Annotated in this window: 28 protein-coding genes; 18 read left to right on the top strand and 10 right to left on the bottom strand. The window is 66.8% G+C overall.

Annotation, left to right across the window (positions count from 1 at the left end; translation table 11 throughout):
- The first annotated feature begins 2 nt into the window (after positions 1–2).
- The 7 genes from MF609_RS20000 (at position 3) to MF609_RS18745 (ending at position 5,985) form a co-directional block, all read left to right on the top strand.
- Positions 3–1,238 carry an oligosaccharide flippase family protein gene (locus tag MF609_RS20000; protein WP_242417606.1) on the top strand — a complete coding sequence of 412 codons (1,236 nt, stop codon included), beginning with the start codon at positions 3–5 and terminating at the stop codon, positions 1,236–1,238.
- Positions 1,235–2,149 (top strand): glycosyltransferase family 2 protein, encoded by a 915-nt coding sequence (locus MF609_RS18775; protein ID WP_242417605.1) that lies wholly within the window; start codon positions 1,235–1,237, stop codon positions 2,147–2,149. Before MF609_RS20000 ends, MF609_RS18775 begins: the two co-directional genes overlap by 4 nt.
- A gap of 2 nt (positions 2,150–2,151) precedes the next feature.
- Positions 2,152–2,991 carry a formyl transferase gene (locus MF609_RS18770; RefSeq protein WP_242417604.1) on the top strand — a complete coding sequence of 280 codons (840 nt, stop codon included), beginning with the start codon at positions 2,152–2,154 and terminating at the stop codon, positions 2,989–2,991.
- Position 2,992: 1 nt separating this feature from the next.
- Positions 2,993–3,904, top strand: coding sequence for a glycosyltransferase (locus MF609_RS18765; RefSeq protein WP_242417603.1), 912 nt, complete (start codon positions 2,993–2,995; stop codon positions 3,902–3,904).
- Between the two features lie 13 nt (positions 3,905–3,917).
- The gene (locus MF609_RS19925) at positions 3,918–4,385 is read left to right on the top strand and encodes an acyltransferase (RefSeq protein WP_336945264.1); all 468 of its coding nucleotides are present in this window, start codon (positions 3,918–3,920) and stop codon (positions 4,383–4,385) included.
- 74 nt (positions 4,386–4,459) lie between these two features.
- Positions 4,460–4,894, top strand: coding sequence for a sugar 3,4-ketoisomerase (locus MF609_RS18750; protein WP_242417602.1), 435 nt, complete (start codon positions 4,460–4,462; stop codon positions 4,892–4,894).
- On the top strand, positions 4,891–5,985 hold the full coding sequence (locus tag MF609_RS18745; protein ID WP_242417601.1) for a DegT/DnrJ/EryC1/StrS family aminotransferase: 1,095 nt from the start codon (positions 4,891–4,893) through the stop codon (positions 5,983–5,985). Before MF609_RS18750 ends, MF609_RS18745 begins: the two co-directional genes overlap by 4 nt.
- A gap of 188 nt (positions 5,986–6,173) precedes the next feature.
- Here MF609_RS18745 and MF609_RS18740 read toward each other — a convergent pair whose 3' ends face one another.
- Together MF609_RS18740 and MF609_RS18735 are read right to left on the bottom strand one after the other, a co-directional pair.
- Positions 6,174–7,082 (bottom strand): hypothetical protein, encoded by a 909-nt coding sequence (locus tag MF609_RS18740; RefSeq protein ID WP_242417600.1) that lies wholly within the window; start codon positions 7,080–7,082, stop codon positions 6,174–6,176.
- 373 nt (positions 7,083–7,455) lie between these two features.
- Entirely contained in the window at positions 7,456–8,853 is a 1,398-nt protein-coding gene (locus MF609_RS18735) for a S8 family serine peptidase (RefSeq protein WP_242417599.1), read from the bottom strand.
- Positions 8,854–9,215: 362 nt separating this feature from the next.
- Between MF609_RS18735 and MF609_RS18730 the strand changes: the two genes are divergently transcribed.
- Both MF609_RS18730 and MF609_RS18725 read left to right on the top strand, forming a co-directional pair.
- Complete coding sequence (locus tag MF609_RS18730; protein WP_242417598.1) at positions 9,216–9,698, top strand: sigma-70 family RNA polymerase sigma factor; 483 nt, start codon at positions 9,216–9,218, stop codon at positions 9,696–9,698.
- Entirely contained in the window at positions 9,695–10,387 is a 693-nt protein-coding gene (locus MF609_RS18725) for an anti-sigma factor family protein (protein WP_242417597.1), read from the top strand. The genes MF609_RS18730 and MF609_RS18725 overlap by 4 nt, the downstream gene beginning before the upstream one ends.
- 399 nt (positions 10,388–10,786) lie before the next feature.
- Here the strand turns inward: MF609_RS18725 and MF609_RS18720 are convergent, their stop codons facing one another.
- Positions 10,787–11,041, bottom strand: a complete 255-nt coding sequence (locus MF609_RS18720; RefSeq protein WP_242417596.1) for a hypothetical protein — start codon at positions 11,039–11,041, stop codon at positions 10,787–10,789.
- A gap of 213 nt (positions 11,042–11,254) precedes the next feature.
- Here MF609_RS18720 and MF609_RS18715 point away from each other — a divergent pair, with 213 nt between their 5' ends.
- The 5 genes from MF609_RS18715 to MF609_RS18695 all read left to right on the top strand — a co-directional run bounded on the left by MF609_RS18715 (position 11,255) and on the right by MF609_RS18695 (position 15,086).
- Entirely contained in the window at positions 11,255–11,506 is a 252-nt protein-coding gene (locus MF609_RS18715; protein WP_242417595.1) for a hypothetical protein, read from the top strand.
- On the top strand, positions 11,503–11,985 hold the full coding sequence (locus MF609_RS18710; protein WP_242417594.1) for an SAM-dependent methyltransferase: 483 nt from the start codon (positions 11,503–11,505) through the stop codon (positions 11,983–11,985). Before MF609_RS18715 ends, MF609_RS18710 begins: the two co-directional genes overlap by 4 nt.
- Positions 11,982–12,245, top strand: coding sequence for a hypothetical protein (locus tag MF609_RS18705; protein ID WP_242417593.1), 264 nt, complete (start codon positions 11,982–11,984; stop codon positions 12,243–12,245). Before MF609_RS18710 ends, MF609_RS18705 begins: the two co-directional genes overlap by 4 nt.
- Positions 12,246–12,294: 49 nt before the next feature.
- Positions 12,295–12,555, top strand: a complete 261-nt coding sequence (locus tag MF609_RS18700) for a WGR domain-containing protein (protein ID WP_242417592.1) — start codon at positions 12,295–12,297, stop codon at positions 12,553–12,555.
- A 77-nt stretch (positions 12,556–12,632) separates the two neighbouring features.
- Positions 12,633–15,086, top strand: a complete 2,454-nt coding sequence (locus MF609_RS18695) for a TonB-dependent receptor (RefSeq protein WP_242417591.1) — start codon at positions 12,633–12,635, stop codon at positions 15,084–15,086.
- 55 nt (positions 15,087–15,141) lie between these two features.
- Here the strand turns inward: MF609_RS18695 and MF609_RS18690 are convergent, their stop codons facing one another.
- Positions 15,142–15,510: a helix-turn-helix domain-containing protein gene (locus tag MF609_RS18690; protein ID WP_242417590.1), complete on the bottom strand. Its 369-nt coding sequence runs from the start codon at positions 15,508–15,510 to the stop codon at positions 15,142–15,144.
- Between the two features lie 371 nt (positions 15,511–15,881).
- Here MF609_RS18690 and MF609_RS18685 point away from each other — a divergent pair, with 371 nt between their 5' ends.
- Positions 15,882–17,219 carry an ABC1 kinase family protein gene (locus MF609_RS18685; protein ID WP_242417589.1) on the top strand — a complete coding sequence of 446 codons (1,338 nt, stop codon included), beginning with the start codon at positions 15,882–15,884 and terminating at the stop codon, positions 17,217–17,219.
- A 12-nt stretch (positions 17,220–17,231) separates the two neighbouring features.
- Here MF609_RS18685 and MF609_RS18680 read toward each other — a convergent pair whose 3' ends face one another.
- From MF609_RS18680 to MF609_RS18670, 3 genes are all read right to left on the bottom strand, one after another.
- Positions 17,232–17,516, bottom strand: a complete 285-nt coding sequence (locus tag MF609_RS18680) for a helix-turn-helix domain-containing protein (RefSeq protein ID WP_242417588.1) — start codon at positions 17,514–17,516, stop codon at positions 17,232–17,234.
- The gene (locus tag MF609_RS18675) at positions 17,513–17,854 is read right to left on the bottom strand and encodes a type II toxin-antitoxin system RelE/ParE family toxin (RefSeq protein ID WP_242417587.1); all 342 of its coding nucleotides are present in this window, start codon (positions 17,852–17,854) and stop codon (positions 17,513–17,515) included. Before MF609_RS18675 ends, MF609_RS18680 begins: the two co-directional genes overlap by 4 nt.
- A 214-nt stretch (positions 17,855–18,068) precedes the next feature.
- Positions 18,069–19,235, bottom strand: a complete 1,167-nt coding sequence (locus tag MF609_RS18670) for a nucleotide sugar dehydrogenase (RefSeq protein WP_242417586.1) — start codon at positions 19,233–19,235, stop codon at positions 18,069–18,071.
- Between the two features lie 252 nt (positions 19,236–19,487).
- Between MF609_RS18670 and MF609_RS18665 the strand changes: the two genes are divergently transcribed.
- Complete coding sequence (locus MF609_RS18665; RefSeq protein WP_242417585.1) at positions 19,488–21,830, top strand: bifunctional diguanylate cyclase/phosphodiesterase; 2,343 nt, start codon at positions 19,488–19,490, stop codon at positions 21,828–21,830.
- Positions 21,831–21,854: 24 nt separating this feature from the next.
- Here the strand turns inward: MF609_RS18665 and MF609_RS18660 are convergent, their stop codons facing one another.
- Positions 21,855–22,403 (bottom strand): recombinase family protein, encoded by a 549-nt coding sequence (locus tag MF609_RS18660; protein ID WP_242417584.1) that lies wholly within the window; start codon positions 22,401–22,403, stop codon positions 21,855–21,857.
- Between the two features lie 146 nt (positions 22,404–22,549).
- Between MF609_RS18660 and MF609_RS18655 the strand changes: the two genes are divergently transcribed.
- Together MF609_RS18655 and MF609_RS18650 are read left to right on the top strand one after the other, a co-directional pair.
- Positions 22,550–22,861, top strand: a complete 312-nt coding sequence (locus tag MF609_RS18655) for an AbrB/MazE/SpoVT family DNA-binding domain-containing protein (RefSeq protein WP_242417583.1) — start codon at positions 22,550–22,552, stop codon at positions 22,859–22,861.
- Positions 22,854–23,243, top strand: a complete 390-nt coding sequence (locus MF609_RS18650; protein WP_242417582.1) for a type II toxin-antitoxin system VapC family toxin — start codon at positions 22,854–22,856, stop codon at positions 23,241–23,243. The genes MF609_RS18655 and MF609_RS18650 overlap by 8 nt, the downstream gene beginning before the upstream one ends.
- 15 nt (positions 23,244–23,258) lie before the next feature.
- Here the strand turns inward: MF609_RS18650 and MF609_RS18645 are convergent, their stop codons facing one another.
- Both MF609_RS18645 and MF609_RS18640 read right to left on the bottom strand, forming a co-directional pair.
- On the bottom strand, positions 23,259–23,777 hold the full coding sequence (locus MF609_RS18645; protein ID WP_242417581.1) for a hypothetical protein: 519 nt from the start codon (positions 23,775–23,777) through the stop codon (positions 23,259–23,261).
- 22 nt (positions 23,778–23,799) lie between these two features.
- Positions 23,800–26,229, bottom strand: a complete 2,430-nt coding sequence (locus tag MF609_RS18640) for an ABC transporter permease (protein ID WP_242417580.1) — start codon at positions 26,227–26,229, stop codon at positions 23,800–23,802.
- Positions 26,230–26,244: the final 15 nt, after the last annotated feature.

Below are 26,244 nucleotides of genomic sequence, written 5' to 3'. Positions count from 1 at the left end.
TCGTGTTAAAAGCCGTTTTCGTAACGAGTGGCGCACGCGTCTATTCCGTCGCGGTGTCGATGATCGCGCTGGTCCTGACTGCGCGGTGGCTGGGTCCCGAAGGACGCGGTGCCGCAGTGGTTCTGGTGACTTGGGCCAATCTGTTCGCATCGGTCGGCTATCTCAGCCTTGGTCAGGCCTGCCTGCATCGTGCCAGCGTAGATCGCGACCTGACCTGGCTGGGCGAAGCGGTCGGCGCATTGCTGGTCATGACTCTGGCGGCGACCGGCCTGGGCTGGATCGTCGTCGCGCTGTTATGGCTGCTCGATGGCGAAACGATCTTCGGCACAGCCGACTTCACCCTTGCGCTACTTGCCTTCGCCGGCCTCCCCTTCTTGATCTGGGAGCAGTATAACAGTGCGCTGCTGACCATGGTCGGGCGGTTGAAGGTCTACAATATCAACCAGCTGGTGGGCCGTTCGGTCACGCTGATCCTGCTGGCGGCGACCATCCTTGCCTTTGGTTGGGGCATTCACGGCTTTCTGGTCGCGACCCTGGTCGGGCAGGCGATCGTCGCCATGGCGGGGATGGGCATTCTCCTGCGACGGGCGGGCAATGTCCGCACCTCGCTTCCGGCGATCGGCCGGCTCGTCTCCAATGGTGCGAAGCTGCACCTCAACGCGATCGGCGTCCTACTGTTCAGCAGTGCCGACATCCTGATGATTCAATATTTCCGCGGTGCCGCCGAAGCCGGTATCTTCCAGTTCGCCAGCCAGATCTTCATGGCGCTGCTCATCGTACCGCAAGCCGCGCTGCTGGTGCTGAACGGTCGCCTGACCGTGCTCGAACCACCCGCCTTCTGGCGGGAACATAGGCGCATGATCGGGATCATCATGGGGCTGATGGGACTGGTCGCCATCGTCGTGGCGCTACTGGCCAACTGGATCGTCCCGCTGGTCGCGACGCCCGCCTTTAGCCAGTCCGGCCCCATTCTGCAGATATTCTGCCTGGGATCGATCGCCGCCACGCTGAATACGATGATGGGGCTGCAGTGGATCGTGCAGGGGCGATTCCTGGCGTCGTCCTTCCTGACCCTGGCGACCGGGGTCGGCAACTGCCTGCTGAACCTGTTTCTCATCCCCCGGTTCGGCGCGATCGGTGCCGCCTGGGCGACGGTCATCGGAATCTACATGATCCCTTTCACGACCAATCTGATATTGATGCATCGGACGAACCGCCGATGGAGCGAGGCGCAATGAACCCAGTCTCTTCCTCCGCCACGCCGCGAGTCACCATTGTCATGCCGTCGTACAACCACGCCGGTTATATCGAACAGGCGATCCGATCGGTGCTCGACCAGGACTATCCTGATATCGAACTGATCGTCATCGACGATTGTTCGACCGACGGCAGCCAGGAAACCATCGCCGCGCTGCAGCGCGAACTCGGCTTCCGCTACGTCCAGCATGAACAGAATAGCGGACTTAATCCGACCCTCATGGAAGGTTACCGGACGGGTACCGGCAAATACACCACGATGCTGGCATCGGACGATGCGCTGTTGCCTGGCAAGTTGCGCAAGCAGGTCGCCTATCTCGAGCAGACCGGCAAGGACGGTGTCTATGCGAACGGCCTGAAACTATGGGACGATGGCAGGACCGAGGCCATTGATCTCGAACCCGTTGCCCGTCGCTTCCGCGAGGGCACGATGCGCGACTATGCCTATGTCAACGACGTCCAGGCACCGCTGTTTCAGTCCGGACTGTTCCTGCGCACCGCGATCCTCGATCTTTTCTCCTATCGCACCCGGTACAAGTCCGACGACTGGATCATCCTGATCCGCCTGCTCGAAGATTATGACGTCGGTTTCATCAACGAACCGATGTTCCTCTACCGGCAACATGGCAGCAACTCTTTCCGCCGCTATTGGGACATGTTCCCCGCGCGGATCGACATCGCCGCAACGGCGATCCCCGATGATTTCCGGGCGGAATCGCTGTCGAACATCATGTATTCGCAGGCCCAGTATCTTCTGGTCGATGGCCGCTACCTGATGGGCGGCAAGATGCTGCTCGCCGCATTCGCCCTGAAACCGCGATTGTCGATGATCTCGCAAACCACCGGCGCAGCGCTTCGTCGCGTCTTCCGTTCAAAGAAAAAGGCGAACTAGCGTTGGCTACGAAGCTGTGCATTGCAGGCAAGAACCAGATTGCGGTCGACGTCCTCGAAGCGGCGACCGCGCTTCCCGACGTCACGCTCCTGTGCCTGCCGACCGCCGTCGACAAGGGGTATGAAGGCTGGCAACCGTCACTGTTCGCCGCTGCGCAGCGGTTGAACGTGCCCGTGGTATCGCTCGAAGACCTCTATACACAGACCGACCTCGTCTTCCTGTCGGTGGAATATGATCGCATCATCAGACCCGATCGGTTCCATCCCACGGCGCGCCTGTTCAACCTGCACTTTTCGCTGCTGCCGAAATATCGCGGTTGCAACACCGCGATCTGGCCGATCCTGAACGGCGAGGTGGAACATGGTGTGACGCTCCACGTGATCGATCCCGGGGTGGACACCGGCGACATCATCGCTCAACGCTCGTTCCCGATGGGTGAAAAGACGGCACGCGATCTGTACTTCACCTGCATGTCGCTGGGCTATGAACTGTCCCGCGACTATCTGCCCCGGCTGCTGAGCGGAGACTATAGCGCGACCGCGCAGGATCCCGACGGCGGATCTACCTATAAGCGGCGCGATCTGGATTTTTCGAAGAAGTTCATCGATTTCGACCAAACGACCGTCGAGGTTCTTCGCCACATCCGCGCATTCACTTTCCCGGAATATCAGTTGCCCGTCGTCGACGGCCTGTCGATCGTCGGTGCCCGTGCGGTATCGCCGGACGACGCGCTCAACGGTGCGGACGATATCATCCGGCGGCAAACCGCGGACGGAATGGTCGAATTGAAGGTGACGGCAAATCCACCGCCGCCGATCGCGCTCCAGCAAAGCGGTTATTGAGATGACCCGCGCCATGGAGCAATCGCCGCCGCTCGTCAGCGTGGCCGTGATCGTCTACAATCAGGAAGAATATATCGAGGCCTGTCTCGATTCCATTCTGGCCCAGACGTATCGGCCGATCGAGATCGTCGTCGCCGACGATGGGTCGACCGACCGGACGCGAGAGATTGTTCGCCGGTATATCGACGCCCATCCGGGCATGATCGTGCCGGTATTCGCCGAACGCAATGCGGGCGTGACCGCCAACTCCACCGCCGCCCATCGCGGCTGCACGGGCAAATATATCGCGTGGCTGGGCGGGGACGACATCATGGCGCCCGACAAGATCGCACGGCAAGTCGCGGTGATGGAAAGCGACAACGACATCGCGCTTTGCTATCACGACCTAGACGTGTTCGATTCCGAAACCGGCCAGACATTGCGGCGGTTTTCCGAACTTAACCGGCCGCGCGAAGGCGATATCGGCACGGCGATCCGTTACGGGACGTTTAATGGCGGCAGCGCGACCATGGTGCGTCGCGATCAGGCGCCGGACGGCTATGATCAGCGCATTCCCGTAGCATCGGACTGGCTGTACTGGGTCCAATGCCTGCGCACCGGCGGACGGATCGTCTATATCGACGCAATCCTCGGTCGCTATCGCCGGCACGCGCGCAACGTGACGAGCGAGAACGCCGCTACCCGGCGCCTGTTGCTCGATCACCTGCTGACCTGTGCCATCATCCTGGTTGCCATGCCCCATCATGCCGGCGCGGTCAGCCACACCGCTGCGCGGCTGCTGGTCGGGATCGCCCGCCGCACCAAGGTCGGGCGATACCGGCTGCTGGTCCTGGCCGCCGCGACCCTGTCGGCATCGCTGATGATGTCGGCCATGGGGATGTTCACGAAGAAACGGGAACTGTTCCATGCATGACGGCCGCCCCCTTGTGCACACGCATGCGCTGGTCGAATCCGACGGGATCGGCGAACGCACCCGCATCTGGGCCTTTGTCCATATCCTGCCGGGCGCACGGATCGGGACCGACTGCAACATCTGCGACCATGTGTTCATCGAGAACGACGTTCGCGTCGGCGATCGCGTGACCATCAAGAGCGGCGTACAATTGTGGGATGGCGTCCGACTGGCCGATGACGTCTTTGTCGGTCCCAATGCGACCTTCACCAACGACCTGATGCCACGGTCGCGCAATCCGGACTTCATTCCGCTGGAAACCCATGTCGAGGCAGGCGCCAGCATCGGCGCCAACGCCACGATCCTGCCCGGACTGACCATCGGTGCGCGGGCGATGGTAGCGGCCGGGGCGGTCGTGACGCGCGACGTGCCGCCGGATACGTTGGTTGCCGGGAATCCCGCACGTATCCTTCGCACACTCGACAAGGATGCGGTCGCCTGAGGAATATGCCACAGGGCCTATCCTGTGGCAGAGCCGTCAGCGCACATCATCCGTATCGCACAGGAACCTGATCCGTGAACGACAAGCAGTGGTATTCGATCGAGGATTGCACGATCCTCCCGTTGAAGCAGTTCAGCGACGACCGGGGGTCGTTGGTGCCGATAGAGTGCGGCACGGACATGCCGTTCGTTCCGCAACGCGTGTTCACGACCTTTGCCGTTCCGGGGGGCACGACGCGTGGCGAACATGCCAATCTGGAAACGCACGAATTCATCGTCTGTCCGTCGGGCGCGCTGACCGTCTGGATCTATGACGGCACGCACGAGAAGAGCATTCGCCTCGACCGCCCCGATCAGGGGTTGATCGTACCGCCCACGGTATGGATCGAACTGCGCGAATTCGTCGCGGACAGCTGCATCGTCGTGCTCGCGTCGCATTCCTACAACGCGAAGGAATATATTCGCGACCTTCCCTCGTTCGAGGCATTTCGCAAGGGGCAGAACCAGTGAAGGTTCCTTTTCTCGACATCGCGGCCGCCCATGTGGAACTGCGCGGCGTCCTGGACGCCGCATGGCACCGGGTCGTCGACAGCGCCTATTTCATCACCGGTCCCGAAGTGACCGCGTTCGAGGCGGCCTTCGCGCAATATTGCGGCACCAAGCATTGCATCGGGGTAGGCAACGGGCTGGACGCGCTCAGCATCCAGCTGCGCGCCGCCGGCATTGGCGAAGGCGACGAAGTCATCGTTCCCAGCCATACCTTCATCGCGACCTGGTATGCCGTCAGCCATACCGGCGCGACGCCCGTTCCGGTCGAGATCGATCCGGCAACCTATAATCTGGATCCCGCACGGATCGAACGGGCCATCACGTCCCGTACCAAGGCGATCATGCCGGTCCATCTCTATGGCCAGCTGGCGCAGATGGATGCGATCATGGACATCGCACGCAATCACGGATTGCGGGTATTCGAGGATGCCGCACAGGCGGTCGGCGCGCGACTGAACGGCACTATAGCCGGACAGTTCGGCGACGGGGCCGGGTACAGCTTCTATCCGGGAAAGAATCTGGGCGCGTTGGGCGACGGCGGTGCCATCGTCACCAATGACGACGAACTGGCGGAACGTGCCCGCGTGATCCGCAACTATGGTTCGCGGCAGAAATACCACCACGAACTCATCGGGTATAATACCCGTCTCGACGAACTCCAGGCGGCGTTGCTGCACGCCAAGCTGCCAGTCATCGACGCGTGGAATGCGCGGCGGCAACAAGTGGCCGCGACCTATCTGGATCGCCTTTCCGATCTCGATATCGTGCTGCCGACGGTACCTGCGGGACATGCGCCGGTGTGGCATTTGTTCGTGATCCGCCATCCGCGTCGCGACTGGCTACGCGAACAATTGCTGGCGGAAGGCGTTGAGACGATCATCCATTATCCGATCGCTCCCCTCCAGCAACCTGCCTATGCCGATATGGTCGCCCACAGCGCCCCTGTCGCCGAACAGGTGGCCGGGGAGGTGCTGAGCCTGCCGATCGGTCCCCATATGAGCGACGCACAGGTCGATCATGTGGTCGCATCGTTGCGAAAGATTCTGTCCTGACCGTGGACATGTCGAACGACATCCTCCAGCGAATCCGGCTTGCCGGGTGATGTTTCCGTAGCTGCGGGGACAAAGGGCGGCATCGGATAACGTTACCGACAAAGTATTGTCATTCAGCGCGATCCGCAAAAAAACGCCGGCCACGGGCTCCCTCCCGTGACCGGCGTCCCTGTTCAGGACGGAGTGCGTTACTCCGCCTGATCCTTCGCGGCGCGCTTCACCTGGCCCTCGCCCATCGCCGACACCAGCACGCCGCCTTCGACGCTGAAATTGTCGGCGGGGATCGTCGCCACGCGGCGGCCGACCGCCATCGTCACCGATTCCACCCGGCCGGCGGCGTTGCGGCGGACCGACTGGACGCGGCCGATCGCTTCGCCACGGGCGTCGCGGACGGTCTGGCCGGGGTTGAGCGCGGGGATCGCGCCGCTGCCGATCAGCGACAGCGAGCCTTCGCCCGAGCCGCTGCCCGAGGCCGAGCCGTTGCCGATCGCGCCGTTCGCACGGCCCGAAGCGCTGCCGCTGGCTGCACCGGTCACGTTGCCGGCACCGTTACGGACCCGGCCGACCGCACCGGTTGCCCGGTCACGGGCATTGCCCACCGTACCGGCCGCCCGGTCGCGGGTGGTGGCGACGCCGCGCTGCACCCGGTCGCGCGCCGCGCCGGCGGTGTCGCGCACCGCATCGGTGCCGATCAGCTGCGCATCGACGCTGCCGCTGGCGCTGCCCGAGCCGCTGCCCGATCCGCCGAGCGTGCCGCCCAGCGTCTGGGCAGTACCGTCGACCGCGCCGTTACCGCGCGCCGATCCGCCGCCGCGCACCCGGCCGCTGCGCCGGTCGACCTGACGCTCGGTGGTCACCTCGCCGCCGCCGCGCCGCGCGGTGCGGGCGGTGGTGTCGGCACGGTCGCGCACCCGCTCGACGGTCGAGCCGAGCCCGCGGTCGAGGGTCCCGCCAGTCGCGCCGCCGATCCCGCCGCTGAGGCTCCCGCCCAGCCCGCCGGTCAGCCCGCCGCCGCCACCGCCGCCCAGCAGCTGCGCCGAGGCGGGGGTCGCGATCGCGGCGGCAAGGGCCGCACCCATCAGGAACATGGTCTTCATGGCTGTTCTCCTTTGTCCGTGCGCCGCGAGGAGCGCTTCGTGAAGGAGAACGGGTGCCGTTTGCGGTTTAATCCCGGCGGGTGCGATTTTTTTCGACGGGCGGATCGGACAGGAGCCGATACCGGCAAGGATCGCTATCGAACCTCGCTTCGGGTTCGGGTATCGGCCGGTCGCTTGTCGTCCCACATCGTCCGCCCGGCCCATAACCGGGTGCGTCCAGAACGTGTCAGGAGGGGTCGGTGGCAGGTATTGCGCATCGGCGGTAGCCGTGCGCCGGGGCGGCGCATCACATACCGTGCCTGGGGTACGGGGCGTTTCGGACGTTCCGTGGGGGGCGCCGCCTCACCCGGACGCTACCAGGACGGGCCTCCCCCTACCGCGTGGTCCGGCACGCCCCGCACAGCACGCCGCGCCCGGTGCGGCCGGTGCCGCGCTTCGCCTCGCGGTCGAGCGCCTTGATCGCCGCCGCCGCATCGCCCACCCACACCGCCGACAGCCGCGCGGCGACCAGCGGGGCGGCGAACGACGTGCCGCGCACGCCGCGCGCCTGTCCGGCGGCGTTCAGCGCCAGCATGTCCGCGCCTGGTGCGGCATAGTCGAGGTGGCGGGCGCGCCCGGCCTCGACCAGCACGCGGCCCCGCCCGTCGACCCCCGTGACGGCGATCGCCTGGGGGTAGCTGGCGGGATAGGCCGGCGGGGCGGCGGGGCCGTTATTGCCGACCGCCGCGACCACCACCGTTCCCCGCGCCCGCGCCGCCGCGACGAAGCGGCCGAGCAGGGCATTGTCGGGTCCGGCGAGGCTCATGACGACCACCGGCACCTTCGCCTGCACCATCCACGCCAGCGCGCGGGCGAGTGCGCTGGCGCTGCCGCCCGCCGGATCGCTGCCATAGACATCGGCGACGTGCAGCGCCGCGCCGGGCGCGCTCGCGCGGATACCGCCGCCGCCGGTCAGCAGCGACGCCACCGCCATGCCATGGTCGCTGGCGCGCGGGGCGCCGCTCGCAAAACCCTGTTGCGCGGCCAGCCCCGGCGTCCCCCCGCCCACCCCGCCGTCGATGATGCCGATCCGCTTGGGGCCGGCACCGGGGGCGAAGCGACCCACGCCCCGTACCCCGGCGAAGGCCGGGGCCCAGTTGGGAAGGCCTTTCGATAGAGTGCCGACGTCCCCCAGCTGGACCCCGGCCTTCGCCGGGGTACGAGTGGGAGAGGGAACGGCTCGCCCCACCACCAAGGCGTTGGTGATGGCCATGGCAGGGTCGGGCATGGCCACCCCCACCCCGCTCGCACTGTACAGCGGATCGAGCGTCACCCGGTCGCCGCCGACGATCCGGCCCAGCACCCGCGCCGCCTCCACCGCCGACAGGCCGGCCGGCGCGCGCAACTGGGCGAAACCGATGCCGAGATCGTCGTACCGCTCGCTCTCGATCACCGAAAAGCCGGCGCGGGCCGCCAGCGCCAGCAGCGCCGGATCGGGATCGGCCAGCGTCACCTCGCCCGCGCGGACGGGGTTGTTGTCGCGGTCCAGCTCGATCCGGTCGGGAAAGCGGCGGGCGAGGTCGCGGGCACGCGCGATCGATTGCCGCACCAGCAGGCGTGCATCGCTCACCGCATCGTCGATCGGCAACGCGCCGGCGATCCCGCCGACCGCCTCCCCCACCCGTCCGGGCAGCTGCGGCAGCTGCGGTGCGGCGGGCAGCAGCTGCGCCGATGCCGCCGTCGGCAGCGCCAGCGCGAGCGCGGCCCAGCGCAGGAATCTGGTGCCGGCCATCACGCTTCGCCCCCTGCATCGCTTGTCGCTCGCATCGATACGCCGGCATGACGGGTAGCCGGAAGGAAAACGGGTTCACGCGAAGGCGCGGAGACGCGAAGGGGGTGCGCGACAGGAAAGCCCGTCCGCGCCAGCGGCCTCCGCTCATGCGGTCCGCGAAGGATGTCGTCTCCCGATCGCAGGAGGTTGCCACGGACGCAACCCCTCCGCGTCTCCGCGCCTTCGCGTGAACCCAACACTTCTTTCCCTTCCCGGCGACCGCCCCAAAACCGTATCCGATCGGCTCTATGATTTTCCATCGTCATGCCGGATGAAACGGGCGACGCCATCCGTTTCATCCCTGAAGCCCGGAAAGGACCGTTTTGCGCTTCGAAGACGAATTGCTGTCGCATCTGCCCCGGTTGCGGCGTGTCGCCCATGCGCTCGCCCGCAACCCCGCCGATGCCGACGACCTGTTGCAGGCGGCGGTCGAACGTGCGCTGACGCGGCGGGATCAATGGCAGGCGGGCACCAGGCTAGATGCCTGGGCGATCCGCATCCTGCGCAATTTGTGGATCGACACGGTCCGGGCACAGGCAAGGCGGCGCGAAACCTTCGTGGCACCGGACGAAGGCGATACCGTGGGACGGCAGGGCGAACAGGAAATGACCGTGGAAATGCACAATATCGGCCGGGCGATGGCCAAGCTGCCGCCGGAACAGCGCGAGGTGATCGCGCTGGTGATGGTGGAGGGCTTTGCCTATCGCGAGGCGGCGGAGATCCTCGACGTGCCGATGGGCACGCTCACCTCGCGCCTGGTGCGCGGGCGGGAGGCACTGCTCGGCCATCTGGGAGAAGCGGCATGACGATCGACCCCGAAACGCTCGCCGCCTATGCCGATGGCGAGCTGGACCCGATCAGCGCGAAGCGGGTCGAACGGGCGATGGCCGACGATCCGTCGCTTGCCGCAGAGGTCGAGCGCCACCGTGCGCTGACCGCCCGGCTGCGCGGCGGTTTCGCGGCCCTCGACGCACAACCGATGCCCGCCGGGGTCGAGGCGCTGTTCGCGCGTACCGATAACGTCGTCGCCTTCCCGACGCGCAAGCCCGCGCCGAAACCGCAACGCTGGTGGGGCGCTGTCGCCGCCAGCCTCGTCGCCGGGCTGCTGCTCGGGCAGCTGGTGCCACGGTCGGGCGGCGAGCTGGGCTTCGAAGGCGGGACGGCGGTCGCGCAAGGGAAGCTCGCCCGCGCGCTCGACATGCAGCTTGCCTCGACGCAGGGAGCGGACGCGCCGGTCAGGATCGGCATCACCTTCCGCGACCGCGCCGGCGCGCTGTGCCGCACCTTCGAGACCGGTACGACCGGCGGCATCGCCTGTGCCGGCAATGGCGGGCCATGGCGGGTGCAGGCGCTGCAGGGCGGGGGGCAAGCGACCACCACCGCCTATGCCCAGGCCGGATCGCCGATGGCGGCGGTGCTGGAACAGGCACAGGCAATGGCGGCGGGCGACCCGCTGGATGCCGCGGGCGAGGCGGCGGCGCTGAAGGGGCGGTAGAACAGCGCTGGCGTACCCCCGCGCAGGCGGGGGTCCAAGGTCGCAGGCGTTGCGCCCCGCCGCTCTGGACCCCCGCCTGCGCGGGGGTGCGCGGTTTTCTACTCCCCCGTCATTCCGGCGAAGGCCGGAATCCATTGTGTCGGGTGTTCACGATCGAAACGCGACGTTACCCCATCCATGGATTCCGGCCTTCGCCGGAATGACGGGTGGGGGATGCAAGAGATGCCCCCCTCGCCGCGAACGTCATCCCAGCGCAGGCTGGGATCTCCCCATTGGGACACGGCGCGCGTACCACAGGGATACCCCAGCCTGCGCTGGGGTGACGAATGGGGTGAGGTCCCCCGCCCCGTTCGGTTCGAGCAGCTTCGAGCCTGTCGAGAAGCGTCCGTCGAGAACCCGCTATCCCCGATGCCGCCTCCAGCGCAGACTGACCGCCACCTCGTCGAACAGGTGCCGCCCCAGCATCACCAGCGCAGCGCCGCTGCTCGCCGCCATATAGCCGACCGCGCCCAGCCCATAGGCGAACAACCCCGCCGATTGCGGCGGCACATGCAGCGCAGTCAGCCAGCGCAACGCCACCCCCGCCACCGCCAGCAACATTAGCCCCGACAGCCGCAAGGCCCGGTCGGCCCGGCGGGTTCGCCATCGCTCCATGCCACGTCTCCTCTTGCAACGTGGCACACCAGCTATCGGGCGCGGCATAGCAAGACGAGAGCGATTTCCGCCTTTCGCATAGCGGCGGCATAATCGCCGCGCCGCACTATGCGCGCGCTATGCAATTGTCTGGAATCGCTCTCGAAACCCAATGCGGCGGGGCATAGCTGGACGGGGCGGACGCACGACGTCCGACCGCAAGAGACGATTTCCATGGCAAGCGACCCCATCCCGGAGCCTGACGAACCGGCGACCATCTATGTCGGACAGGACGCCGCCGGCCACTGGCTGGTGCAGGACAGCCGCCACCGCCTCGAAGGGCGGTTCGTGTCGCGCGATGCCGCGATCGGCTATGCCCGCGGCGAATGCCGGATGCACCATGCCTGTCTGTGCATGGCGACCGCGCCGTTGGTCCCGTGCGTGTCCTTCGCGCCGCTGAGCGATGGCGAGCGGGTGGCGGCATGAGGACCGCCGCCCGCATCGCCCCCGCCCCGCCCGCCATGCGCGCGCGTCCGGTACCCGTCCGCCGCAGCGTGCGCGCCGATCCGCGCTGGCCACAGATCGTCGCCGCATTGCAGGGCCTGCGCGACGCCCATCGCCATGCGGTGCGGATCGTCGATGCCGATTGCGCCTGCGGCACGCTGCTGATCGAGGTCGGACGCCATGCCCGGGCGCTTGGCTTCACCGCGATCGAGGGGCGCGGCATCGACGGGTCGCCGGCGCTGATCGGCCGCGCCCGCGCCGCCGCCGCACGGCTGCACGATCCCGCCATCGGGCTTTCGTTCGACATGGCCGATATGCGCACGGCGCTCACGCAGGAGGCGGAGGCCCCCGCCGACCTGCTGCTCTGGCCGGGCGCGCGGCCCGTCGACGCCACCGGCATGGCGGCGGTGCTGAGGGCGGCGGCAACGCTGCTGATCGCCGACATGGAGCAGCACGCATGACCCGGCGCGACCTGCGCTGGAAGGCGGCCGGGCTGGCGCTGTTCGGCCTGTCCTGCGCCATGGCGGCGGCGCTCGACGGATCGGCGCTGACCCTCGCCTTCTTTCCCGTAGCGCTGCTGGCGCTGCCGCTGCTGGTCCATGGCAAGCGGGTCGGGCAGATGGTGCGCGCGGGATGGCGCGGGCATGGCCGCACCGTCGACCTGCTCCACGCGGCACGGCTGCGTCGTGATTCATTCGCTCGATCGAAGTCCCCCCGCTGATTCAAACAATCCGCAGGACAAGCCCGCGCGCCCGCGCGATATTGTGCCCATGGAGCTGCCCTTCCTGCCGATCGAGCTGACCGCCCGCGACCCCGCACGGGGGATCGCCCGGCGCTGGCGCGTGGTCGTCTATCGCGACTTGTTCGGGATGCTGCTCGTCGAGACGCAATGGGGCCGGATCGGGCGTGCGGGGCAAAGGCTGGTGCGCGCCTTTGCCGACGATGGCGCCGCGCTGGCCCATGTCCGCGCACTGCTTGCCCGGCGGGCGCGCGCCCCCCGCCGGATCGGGGTCGGCTACAAGCCAAACTAGGGCGCACTAAATTCCTACGCTATTGCTGGACTTATACGCCTGCGCCATTCTCCCATCAAAGGACAGGGAGATTACGCATGGCATTGTCGTTGGCGCTGATATTGGCGCAGGTCGCAGCGCAAGCCTCGCCGCCGCCCGAACCGGTCGTGCAGGTGCCGGAGGAAGAAACCCGCACCGACACCGGCCGCCTCGCCCCCGCCGATACCGGAGAGATCGTCGTCACCGCCCGCCGCCGCGCCGAAACGGTGCAGCAGGTGCCGATCGCCATGTCGGTGATCGGCGGCACGACCCTGGCCGATACCGGCGCGTACAACGTCAACCGCCTGACCCAGCTGCAGCCGACGCTGCAATTCTATTCGACCAACCCGCGCAACAGCGCCGCCAATATCCGCGGCCTCGGCGCGCCCTTCGGCCTCACCAATGACGGCATCGAACAGGGCGTCGGCATCTATGTCGACGGCGTCTATTACAGCCGCATCGCCTCGGCGACGTTCGACTTCACCGACACCGAACGCATCGAGATCCTGCGCGGGCCGCAGGGGACGCTCTACGGCAAGAACACCACGGCCGGCGCGATCAACATCACCACGCGCAAACCCAGCTTCACCCCCGAAGCGCGCGTCGAACTGACCACCGGCAATTACGACTTCATCCAGGCCAAGGCGTCGGCCTCCGGCCCGCTCGTCGGCGATACGCTGGCCGCGCGCATCTCCGCCTCGGTCACCTCGCGGCGCGGTACGATCCGCAACACCGCGCTCGGCGGCTATGCCAATGCGCAGGATAACCAGAGCGTGCGCGGGCAGCTGCTGTGGAAGCCGGCCGCGAACCTCGATATCACCCTGTACGGCGATTACGGCCACCAGAACCCCGATTGCTGCGCGCAGATCTATGTCCGCACCGGCACGACGCAGCGGCCGCTCGCCCGCCAATATGCCGCGCTGGCCGCCGCCTTCGGCTATCGCCCGCCCTCGACCGACGCGTTCGACCGGCTGACCGACCTCGACACCCCGCTTCGCGCGCGACAGGAGCTGGGCGGCGTCTCGCTGGTCGGCAATCTCGATCTGGGCGCGGCGACGCTGACCTCGGTCAGCGCGTGGCGCTTCTGGAACTGGGACCCGTCGAACGACCGCGATTTCATCGGCCTGCCGATCACCACCGTGTCGGCCAATCCGTCGCAGCAGCGCCAGTGGAGCCAGGAACTGCGCATCGCGTCGAACGGCAAGCGCGCGATCGATTACGTCGCCGGCCTGTTCTATTTCCACCAGACGATCGATACGCAGGGGTTGCAGGTGCAGGGGCCGGCCGCGTCGCGCTTCCTGCTCAATCCGACTGGCGCCAATGCCGGCAACCCGGCGGTGCTGAACGGCCTGACCTCGCGCAACACCATCGGCTTTGCCAACACCAGCGCGGCGGTGTTCGGCAAGCTGACCTGGCACCTGACCGACGCGCTGTCGATCGCGCCGGGCGTGCGGGTGAATTATGACAAGAAGACCGGCGATTACGTGTCGGTCGTCACCACCGGCACCGGCGCGCTACTCAACTGTTCGGCGGCATCGCAGGCCGCCAGCAGCGTCACCCGCGACCGGTGCGGCGTGCTCGCCCCGCAAAGCTATCGCCCCGATTTCGACGACTGGAACGTGTCGGGCGACGTCACCCTCGCCTATGATGTCGCGCGCGACGTCCATGCGTACGCGACCTATGCCCGCAGCTATAAATCGGGCGGCATCAACCTGTCGGGCCTGCCCTTGGACGGCAACAACAACCCGATCCTCGCCGCCGCGCAGGTAAAGCCCGAACGGGTCAACCATTACGAAGTCGGCGTGAAGACCCAGTGGCTCGACCGGCGCATCACCGCCAACCTCGCCGCCTTCTGGACCAACATTAGCGATTATCAGGCGACGGTGACCAACGGGCAGCTCGGCGTGCTGCGCGGCTATCTCGCCAATGCCGAGGCGGTGCGCACGCGCGGCATCGAACTCGACACCGCCTTCCGCCCGACCGAGCGGCTGAACCTCTACGCCAACGCGGCGTACACCGATGCGAAGTACGTCCGCTTCACCGACGCCCCCTGCCCGCCCGAACTGGCCGGCGGCACGGCGGCGGCGGCGGGCCAGAGCCCCAGCGCGCCGGGCACCCCCGGCGGGATCAGCCCGACCGCGTGCGACGTATCGGGACAACGCCTGCCCGGCATCTCGAAATGGGCGTTCTCGTACGGGGCGGAATATAGCCTGCCGGCGAAGCTCGGCACGACCGACGGCAATGCCTATCTCGGTTTCGACGGCAGCTATCGCTCGCGCTTCTCGTCCAACCCGTCGCCCTCGGCCTACACCTATATCGACGGGTACAGCATCACCAATTTCCGCCTCGGCTACCGTGCGGACAAGGGGTGGAACGCGTTCCTGTGGCTGCGCAACGCCTTCGACGAGAATTATTACGAGCTGCTGGCGACCCAGTCGGGCAATACCGGCCTGATCGTCGGCCAGCTCGGCGACCCGCGCACCTATGGGGTCACGGTGTCGGCGTCGTTCTGACGGGAGACGGTTATCCCTTTCGGGGCGCGATCGTGCCGCAAAAGGGATAACCCAGTCACCGCCCGGTCAGTGCATATTCCTGTACCAGCACCCCGGCCGGAACATGCCACGCCTCCGAAATCGCCCGGATCATCGGCAGGGTCAGCGGCCGTCGACGGTTCAGGATTTCACTCGCCCGCGATTGCCCGATCAAGGCGGCCAGCTGAGCACGGGTATAGCCGTTCATCTCCATCGCCGCCTCGATCGCGCGCACCGGATCCAGTCGCTCGATCGGCCAGCGCCGGCGCTCATAGGTTTCGACCAACGTTACCAGCACGTCGAGCCGGTCGCCCGCCTCGGTCCCTTCCTCGGCACCCCACAGCGCCTCGATCTCGCGCAGCGCATCTTCATGATCGGCATCGTTGCGGATCGGGCGGATAGCCATGGTCGCGTTTCCTTCCATCAGAACAGGCTCACTGTCAGTGTAGGTCTGGGTCGGATCGACGGACCATAATCGCCTCTTACGCCACCACCTCGGATCGGACCGGGAAAATCAAATGCCTTTTACTCGCTATACCACTTACCTTGCCGGTCGAGTGTTGATCGATTCCGGAATCTGATCCAGCCTTGCTGACCACAACGTCATCCCAGCGAAGGCTGGGATCTCCCTTTGATGGCGCACCGCAGAAGCCGCACGAGGCCCCAGCCTTCGCTGGGGCGACGTTTCCGGGAAAATGGATCTGGTGCCCTGTCGCACGTCCCCCACCCCTTCGGGCACCCATGGGAACCACCGCCCCGCCCGCTCGCTCCACTCCCATGACCGACGAACCCCTTCGCCCCGGCCGCGCCGTGCCCAGCGGCCGTTTGTCGCGCCTGTCCGGTTTCGGGCGTCTCGCCGGCGGGATCGCGGGCGGGATGCTGGCCGAGGGGGCGCGGCGGATCGCCAGCGGGGAGCGGCCGCGCATGGGCGACCTGATCCTCACCCCCGCCAATGCCAAGCGCATGGCCGACCGGCTGTCGCACCTGCGCGGAGCCGCCATGAAGCTCGGGCAGATGATCTCGATGGATGCAGGCGACCTGCTCCCGCCCGAACTGGCCACCATCCTCGCACAATTGCGCAATCAGGGGCAGACCATGCCCCCGGCCCAGCTCGACCGGCTGCTGATCGCCGAATGGGGGCCGGACTGGCGGACCAAGCTCGCCAAGTTCGACGCGCGCCCGATCGCCGCCGCCTCGATCGGGCAGGTTCATCGCGCCGAGCTGGCCGATGGCCGCCGCCTCGCGATCAAGGTGCAATATCCCGGCGTCCGTGAAAGCATCGACGCGGACGTCGACAATGTCGCCACGCTGCTGCGCGTCTCCAACCTGTTGCCGCGCGAGCTGGACCTGAAACCCCTGCTCGCCGAGGCCAAGCGCCAGCTCGCCGACGAAGCCGATTACGCGCGCGAAGCCGATGCGATGCGCCGCTATGCCGACCGGCTCGACGGCGACCCGCGCTATGCCGTGCCCCGCCCGGTCGAGGCGCTGACCACCACCCGCATCCTCGCCATGGACTATATCGACGGCACGCCGATCGAGGGGCTGGCGACCGCGCCACAGGCCACGCGCGACGCGGCGATGACCGCGCTGATCGACCTCGTGCTGCGCGAGCTGTTCGAGTTCGCCGAGATGCAGACCGACCCCAATTTCGCCAATTATCGCTGGCAGGCGGATAGCGGGCGCGTCGTCCTGCTCGATTTCGGCGCGACCCGGCCCGTACCGCCCGACACCGCCGACGCGTACCGTCGCCTGATCGCCGCCGGCCTGGCGCATGACCGCGACACCATCCGCGACGTGGCGGTCGAAACCGGCTTTCTCGGCGAAGCGGCGGTCCGCGCCCACCGCGCCGCCGTCGACCGGATCATCGCCGCGATCGACGAGGCGATGGCGCGACCCGGCCCGTTCGACTTCGGCGACCGCGCCTTCGTGCCGGTGGTGCGCGAGGAGGCCAAGGCCCTCGCCGCCGACCGCGCGACGTGGCACGTGCCGCATGTCGAAACCCTGTTCGTCCAGCGCAAGATCAGCGGCACGGCGCTCTTGGGCGCAAGGCTGAAGGCGCGGGTCGATGTGCGCGGCATGGCGGCGCAGGCGACAGGTCGACGTGTCGACATGTAGATAAACGGCCCGTCAGCCGTGCTGGACGAGCCTTTCGATCGTTTCAGGTTCGGCACCGATCAGTCCCAGCAACACCCGTGCCGGGGCATCGGGCTGGCTCCGGCGCTGTTCCCAATCCCGCACCGTTCCCACCGGCAGGTGATAGGCACGTGCGAATTGCTGCTGGGTCTTTCCAGTCCGTTTGCGGATTGCTGCCACATCGATGGGTGCGGCGACCCTTCCCCGGTTCGCTTCACCATCGGCATGGGCGATCGCATCCTCCAGACCGGCTGCGATCTTGTCGAAGGCACTCTTCATCGCTGTCTCCCGAGGCTATCCGCCAGTGTCTTGGTCAAAGCGGCCAGCGCATTGCGCTCGCCTTTGGTAAGGTTGATCTTCTCGTTCTTGCCGAACACCGTCAGCAGGAACGTCGGCACGCCGGTTCCGGCGTAATAGGTGATGACCCGATATCCGCCGGACTTGCCGCCGCCCGGTCGGGCAAACCGAAGCTTTCTCGCCCCGCCGCACCCTGGCATGATCTGGCCAGCTTCCGGGTTGGCCGCGATCAGGTCGACCACCGCCTGTTGCTCATCGACGCTCATGCCTGCATCTTTGGCCGCTGCGAGATAGGCATTGGTTTCGATGACCGACTGCATGCCGATAATATACGGATTACCCGTACACGGTCAAGCCGATATACGGAAAATCCGTACACAACGATCCGACAAGGTGCCAAACCGCTTTCCTACACGCCGCCGCCCCGTCACTGTCGCTCCGCCCACGCCCGCCCCGTGTCGGGACGAGCGGGAAAGCGAACGGTGCGCAAACCGCGCGCGAGTGTGAACTTCGTGAACTTTGGAGCCTGGTCTGTCAGTCCGACCCGAAGATATCCCGGGTGAACAGCCGTTCGCCGATATCGGCGAGTTCGGGTGCGGCGCGGTTGGCGATCACGACGTCGCACTCGGCCTTGAACGCATCCAGGTCCCGGACCACCCGCGACCCGAAGAAGCTGTCCTCGTGGAGCGAGGGTTCGTAGACCACGACCTCGATCCCCTTGGCCTTCACCCGCTTCATGATCCCCTGGATCGACGACTGGCGGAAATTGTCCGACCCGGCCTTCATCGTCAGGCGGTAGACGCCGACCCGCTTGGGACGCCGCGCGATGATCTGGTCGGCGAGGAAGTCTTTCCGCGTACGGTTCGCATCGACGATCGCGCGGATCAGGTTCTGCGGCACTTCGGAATAGTTCGCCAGCAGCTGCTTGGTATCCTTGGGCAGGCAATAGCCGCCATAGCCGAAGCTGGGGTTGTTGTAGTGCATCCCCACCCGCGGATCGAGGCCGACGCCCTCGATGATCTGGCGCGTGTCCATGTCGCCGGCGATGGCGTAGCTGTCGAGTTCGTTGAAGAAGGCGACCCGCATCGCGAGATAGGTGTTGGCGAACAGCTTGATCGCCTCGGCCTCGCGCGTGTCGGTGAACAGGATCGGCGCATCCTTCTTTTCCGCGCCCTGCAGCAGCAGGTCGGCAAAGATGCGCGCGCGTTCCGACCGTTCGCCGACGATGATCCGCGACGGGTGGAGATTGTCGTAGAGCGCCCGGCCCTCGCGCAGGAATTCGGGGCTGAAGACGACGTTCGGCGCGTGCAGCCGTACGCGCACGTCGTCGACGAAGCCGACCGGGATCGTCGACTTGACGATGATCGTCGCCTGCGGGGCGTGTTCGGTCGCCAGTTTGATGACCGCCTCGACCGAGCCGGTGTTGAACTTGTCGGTCTCGACATCGTAATTGGTCGGCGTGGCGACGATCACATAGTCCGCCCCGGCCAGCGCCTGCGCCGCATCGGTCGTCGCCGTCAGGTCGAGCGTGCGTTCGACCAGGAACCGCTCCAGCTCGGCATCGACGATCGGCGACTTGCGGTCATTGACCAGCGCGACGCGCTCCTCCGAAATGTCGACCGCCACGACCGCATTATGCTGCGCCAGCAACACGGCGTTGGACATGCCGACATAGCCCAGGCCAAAAACCGCGATCTTCATCGGATATCCTTCGTCCGCCCGGCCCGCTGCCGCACGGTACGTCGCCTAGCCGCTGGGATAGGCCGGCAACAATCCCCCGTGCGCGATACGGCGGCGATATCGGCCCGATACCGGTCGAATTGCTGCCCGCCGCCCAAAGGTTCCGTGCCATTCCGGCTTCGTACCGAACGTACCGCTGGTACCGGTAACCTTTGGCGATAACATTTCGTTTAGCAACGCAACCGTACCGGCAGGACGAATGGAGTCCGCCATATGCGTTTTCTCACCTGCCTGACCGAAGAACATGATCTGGCCCTGGTCGGGCTGGCGGCATGGTTCTGCCTGGTCGGGTCGATGATCACCATCCGGTTGCTCGACCGTATCCGCCATGCCGGACCGGGATCGCGCATCGCCTGGGTGTTCCTCGGCGGGGCCGCCACCGGCGCGACGATCTGGTGTACCCATTTCATCGCGATGATCGCCTATCAGCCCGGTGTCGAGGTCGCCTATGAGCCGCGCCTGACCGGATTGTCGCTGCTGGTGGCCATCTTCGGCAGTGCCGCCGCGCTGCACCTCGCGACCCGACGCTGGCGGGGGTCGGCGGCGCTGGGCGGCGCGCTGTTCGGGCTGGCGGTCAGCGCGATGCACTATCTGGGGATGCAGGCGTTCGTCGCGCACGGCATGGTGCGCTGGTCGCAGGGCTATGTCGCCGCGTCGGTGCTGTTCGCGGTGGCGCTGGGCGCGCTGGCGTTCGACCGGGCGCAGGGCCGTGGGCGCTTTGCCGGACAATGGTGGGCGACGGGGCTGATGGTCGCCAGCATCGTGCTGCTCCACTTCACCGGCATGGCGGCGATGGTCGTCACCCCCTTCGCCCCCGGCATCGGGCAGGTCGGGTCCAGCACCGCGACGATCGTGATGGCGATCGCGGTCGCCGGGGTCGGGACGCTGGTCGTCGGCACCGGCCTCGCCACCTATATCCTCGACGCGCAGGCGCGCAGCGATACCCGCCGCCGCCTGCGCGAGCTGCTGGAGAGCAATGTCGACGGCATGGCGATCGTGCAGGGCGGTGCGATCACCGCCACCAACGCCGCCTTCGCCGCGCTGGTCGGCGACGGTGCGCCGATCGTCGGGCAGCCGCTGTCGCGCTGGATCGCCGATATCGCCACCGCCGCCCGGCCCGACCGCCTCACCCAGCTGACGCTGACCGCGCTGGACGGAAGCGAGATCCCGGTCGAGGTGACGATGCGGATCGACCCGCGCAGCAGCTGTCCGCAGACCATCTATTCGATCCGCGACCTGCGCGCCCGCATCGCGCAGGAACGCCGCATCGCCCATCTGGCGCGCAACGACAGCCTGACCGGGCTGCCCAACCGCACCTCCTTCCTCGAATGGCTGTCGCGTCAGACCGGTCCGGACAGCCCGCACCGCGCCGTCGCCTTGCTGTCGATCGACCTCGACCGGTTCAAGGAGATCAACGACATCCATGGCCATGCCGCCGGCGACCGGGTGCTGACCCGCATCGGCGAACGGATGAAGGCCGCGCTGTTGCCCGGCGAGTTCATCGCGCGCCTGGGCGGGGACGAATTCGTCGCGGTGATGCCGGTCGCCGAACCCGACGATGCGCTGCAGCTGATCGACCGGCTGCGCGATGCGATCGGCGCGCCGGTCACCCTCGATGCGAGCGGGATCGAGGTCGCCTGCGGCATGAGCGTCGGCGTCGCGCTATGGCCGCGCGATGCGACCGAATTGTCGGCGCTCATCAACAATGCCGACCTGGCGATGTACCGCGCCAAGGCGTCGATCGCGGTCGATGCGTGCTTCTACGAAGAGGAAATGGACAAGACCGTCCGCATCCGGCGCCAGATGGTGCAGGAACTGCGCACCGCGATCGATCGCGGCGAACTGGCGGTGCACTGGCAGGTGCAGGAAGCGGTCGGGACCCGGGCGATCACCGGCTATGAGGCGTTGCTGCGCTGGACCCGCGCCGATGGCAGCAGCGTGTCGCCCGCGCACTTCATTCCGCTGGCCGAACAGTCCGGGCTGATCCTGCCGATCGGCGAATGGGTGCTGCGCACCGCCTGCGCCGCGGCGGCCAGCTGGGCCGAACCGTACCGGATCGCGGTCAACCTGTCGCCGGTGCAGCTGGGCCATGTCGACCTGCCGCGCCTGGTGCAGCAGGTGCTGCTCGACACCGGCCTGTCGCCCGCCCGGCTCGAGCTGGAGATTACCGAGACGGCGATGATCACCGATCCGGTGCGCACCATCCACATCCTGCGCCAGCTCAAGGCGATCGGCGTATCGGTGGCGATGGACGATTTCGGCACCGGCTATTCGTCGCTGTCGACGCTGCGATCGTTCCCGTTCGACAAGATCAAGCTCGACCGGTCGTTCATGGCCGAACTGAACGGCGCGCCGCAGTCGGCGGCGATCATCCGCGCGGTACTGACGCTGGGCGAAAGCCTCCATATTCCGGTACTGGCCGAGGGGGTGGAGACGCCCGAACAGCTGGCCTTCCTGCGCGAACAGGGCTGCGACGAGGCGCAGGGCTATCTGCTCGGCCGCCCGGGGCCGTTGCCGGTGCGCGTCGAGGACGCGCCGGAGCGGTTGGCGGGGTAGCGCCGACAAGCATCAGGCAAACCGTCACTCCACCCGCGGCAGGAACCGATAGACCGTGCCGCGCGAAATCCCCAGCTCGCGCGCGATATGTGCCGGGCGCATGCCGCCTGCCGCCAGCGTCCGCACCTTGTCCGGGTCGATGCGCGGCTTGCCGCCCTTGTAGACGCCGCGCGCCTTGGCCGCGGCGATCCCCTCCGCCTGGCGTTCGCGGCGCAGGTTCGTCTCGAATTCGGCGAACACGCCCAGCATGTCGAGGAACGCCTTGCCCGCCGCCGTGCCTGTATCGATCGGCTGTTCGGTAGCCTTCAGCGCGACGCCCCGCCCCTTCAGCTCATGGACGATGTCCTGCAGATCCTTCATCGACCGCGCGAGCCGGTCGATGCGCGTCACGACCAGCGTGTCGCCCGCACGCAGGAAATCGAGCAGGACCTGCAACTCGCTGCGCCCGGTCCGGCCGGTCGCGGATTTCTTTTCCGACCGGATCGCCTGACACCCCGCCGCGCGCAACGCGCTTTCCTGGATAATCAGGTCCTGATCGTCGCTCGACACCCGCGCATAGCCGAACAAGGCCATTGGCCCCCCTTTCTGTTCGATCAGGCTCTAGACCCTCTGCACGAAGTGTTCAATCTGCCTGCAAACGACCCTGATCGGACGATGGCAAGCGTTCTGATTGACTGTACTATTGGGGTATACCCTCATTATACGCATCAAATGACATCATGACAACTATCCGCCTTATTGGTACTATTACCGCATTTGGTACCAATATCGAGAATAGGTCTATGGAAGCACAAAGAGTCCGCATCGTTGAAGGGGGCAAGCTGGTAATACCGGCCATAATGCGCCGCGAATTGGGAATTAGTGCCGGCGATACCGTTCTGGTCGATATCGACCATGGCGAGCTTCGGGTCCGTTCGATCAACAAGGCGCTTGAGAATGCCCGTGCCATTCTCCGCCGCTATGTACCCGAAGGGGTCAGCCTGTCGGAAGAATTGATCGCCGACCGTCGTGCCGAGGCCGAACGTGAATAGCCCGATCGTACTCGATGCATCCGCCCTGCTCTGCCTGTTGAACGACGAAGCCGGCGCGGACCGGGTCGCGACCATCCTGACCCGGTCGGTGATCGGCGCGACCAATCTGGGCGAGGTCGTGTCCAAGCTGCGCGAACGGGGCCTTACGCTTGCCGAGGTTCAGGAAGTGTTGGGCGGACTGCATCTCGACGTGCGGCCACTGTCGGCCGCGCAGGCGATGACGATCGGTGACCTGCGACCGGCCACGCGCGCGCTGGGCCTGTCGCTCGGCGACCGGGCCTGCCTTGCGCTGGCGATCGAGCTGGGGGCCGAACTCTATACGACCGACGCGGCACTGGCGCGGGCGGAGGTCGCGATTGCCATGACCAACGTCCGCGCCTGACGGCGGAAGCGGGGATCAGGCCGGGAGCTTGCCCGTGCCGGTCCGAATCACATCGACGACGAGTGTTGATGCCAGGGCGGGCGGAACCCCTTCGTCCAGCAGCATCGCAAAAAGCGCGTCCTCGGCCGGTTCGGGACATATGGCATCGATGACGAGATTATGACGTGCATCCCGGTCGTCCTCGCGCCACTGCGCGATCTGGTCGGGCGTTCCCCGCTCGAAATCCATCGCACGGATCTGCGCGCGGATCGCATCGACATCCAGCTGCATCCCGCCGATCTCCTTCCCTTCGCCCGTACGCCGACAGTCCTGACGCGGATCGCCGCCGCTCGCTTGCGCGACATCGTGTAATACAATGAACGCAGCATCCCCTATCCTGCCATCGAACATTCCCCACCAATCTACCCCCTTTGTCGTGGCCCGAGCCACGACATTCGCCGCCGGCGACCAAGGGGAGAAAGGCGCGGAAGGGAAAGATTCGGCGATCATGCGCCGCCGTTCCCGCAAGCCACGATCGGGATGGCGCATCGCCATCCCGACCACACCCCACCCCCGATCAATCGTGCCGCAGCGCCCAGGCCGGGGCGGCGCGACTGGCGCGGAGCGACTGGCCCAGCACGGTCAGCACCGCGACCGCCACCGCCACCACGCTCGCGCCGAGGAAGAACAGCGGCGACAGCGCGATCGCATCCTCGAACCCGGCCAGCCATGTTCGCATCGCCAGAAACGCCAGCGGCCATGCGACGAGGTTCGCGATCAGCACGGGGCGCAGGAACTGCCCGACCAGCAGCTTCACGATGTCCGACGACGACGCGCCCAGCGTCTTGCGGATGCCGATCTCCCGCGTCCGCCTGGCGGTGTTGAACGAGGCGAGGCCCCATAGCCCGACGCAACCGATCAGCACGGCAAGGCCGGCACCGATCCCGAACAGCCGAGTGGCGCGGTCGTCGGCTTCGTAGAAGTCGGCGAGCCGCTGGTCGGCGGTCTGCGCATTATAGGGCACCTGCGGCACCATCCGCTGCCACAATTCCTCCAGGTTCTTCAGCGCGCTACGCGGATCGCCGGCCACGCGGATCGTCACGACCGAGGTAGCGATCGTCTCCGCCCGGCTGTTGTAGATATAGTAGGTCGGCGGCAGCGGCGCGCGCGGGCTGTCGAAGCGCATGTCGTCGACGACGCCGATGATGGTGCGCGGACGTTCGCCGCCCAGCGTCTTGCCGATCGCCTCCCGCGGCGTCCTGAAGCGCAGCGTCGACAATGCGCGGCGGTTGATGACGATGTTCGTGCCCTGCTCCGCCTTGCGACCGTAGGTGTCGTCGGCCCCATGGGCATTGTCGAACCAGCGCCCGGCCAGCAGCCGCGCGCCATGGGTTTCGAAAAAGCGCGGCGATACCAGCACCCAGGTCAGCGAGGGTCCCGGTCCGGCGACGCCGGGCAGCGGCATGTTGGTGTTGTTAGCTTCCCCACTGCCACCGATCGCGGCATTGGCGATGGTCGCGTCGCGGACCTGCGGCAGCGCGCGGATGGCGGTCAGGATCGACGCCTTCCGATCCTGCGGCACCGCCGGATCGACCATCGAGGTCAGCACCAGCAGCGATTCCCGCTGGAACCCCAGGTCGGTCGAGCGGACATGCCGGGTCTGCGCGACCAGCACCGCCGTCCCGATCATGAAGGCGATGGCGAGGCCGAACTGTCCGATCACCAGCAATTCGCGGATGCGCGTCCCGGCACGCCCGCCACCCGGCGAGCGCGACGATGCCAGCACGGCGGCGGCGGGAAAGCGCGACAACAGGATCGCCGGATAGACACCCGCCAACACCCCCACGACCAGCGACAGCACCACCAGCGCCGGTACGACGACGGCATAGGGGATGGTCAGCGACAGCCCGCCCGCCGCATTGACCAGCGGCAGCCCCAGTTCGGCGAGGATCAGCCCGCCCAGCGCGGCAATGGCGACGGTCAGCACCGCTTCGCCGAGGAACTGTCGCACCAGCACGCCCCGGTCGGCCCCCAGCACCTTGCGCATCGCCACTTCGCGCGCGCGCAGGCCGGACCGGGCGGTGGCGAGGTTGATATAGTTGATGACCGCGATCAGCAGCGTCAGCACCCCGACCAGCCCCAATGTGGCGACGGTCATCTTCGCCGTGCCGCTGTCCTGGCCCTGAGGAGCCAGGTGCAGGTCGGTGAGCGGCAGCAGCTTCAGATGCTGCATGTCCGACGCCTTGCCGCCCGGATTGGCCAGATCCTTGCCCCGCCGGTCGACGAACGCGGTCAGCTTGTCCTCGAACGCGCGGGCGGCTTCGGGCGTGTCGAAGCGCATGACGGTGCGCAGCGCCGAACTGCCCCAGTGATACCAATAATCGCTGGCCATTTCGCGGGTCAGCGGCACCAGCACCGACAGCTTGAACTCGGTATTCTTGGGCAGGTCGCGGAACACCGCGCTGACGCGGTAGGTCCGCACCTTGTCCATCGACAGGACCAGAGTTTGGCCGATCGGATCGCGGTCGCCGAAGAATGCGCGGGCGGTCTTTTGATCGATCGCGGCATTGCCCGGCTGTGCGAGCGCCGTCGCCGCATCGCCCGCGACCAGCGGCAACGGCATCACCTGAAAGAAATTGGCGTCGACCTGCGCCGCATCGACCCGCGTGCCGCGCCCATCGGCCAGGATCGTCCCCGCCCGGTCGCCGCCATTGATGCGGGCACCGACGACACCGGGAAAATCCTCACGTATCTGGTCGATCAGCCCGCCCATCGTCCATGGAATAGGGCCGCTCACCGGGCTGTCGGGGATGGTCCATACCGTCTGCACGACATAGACCTTGTCGTAATCGGGCAGCCATTTCTCGTAGCTGGTCTCGAACCGGACATAGAGGCCGAGGATCAGGAACACCGCGATCCCGACGGCAAGCCCGCCGATATTAAGTGCGGCATAGAGCTTGTGGCGCACAAGCGAGCGATAGAGCGACAGCAACGCGAACCGGTTCATGGCCTTCCCCCTCTT

The organism is Sphingomonas panni, assembly GCF_022664435.1.
GTDB lineage: Bacteria > Pseudomonadota > Alphaproteobacteria > Sphingomonadales > Sphingomonadaceae > Sphingomonas > Sphingomonas panni.
Note: the sequence above shows the minus strand (reverse complement) of the source record. Positions and strands in the feature narration are given on the sequence as shown.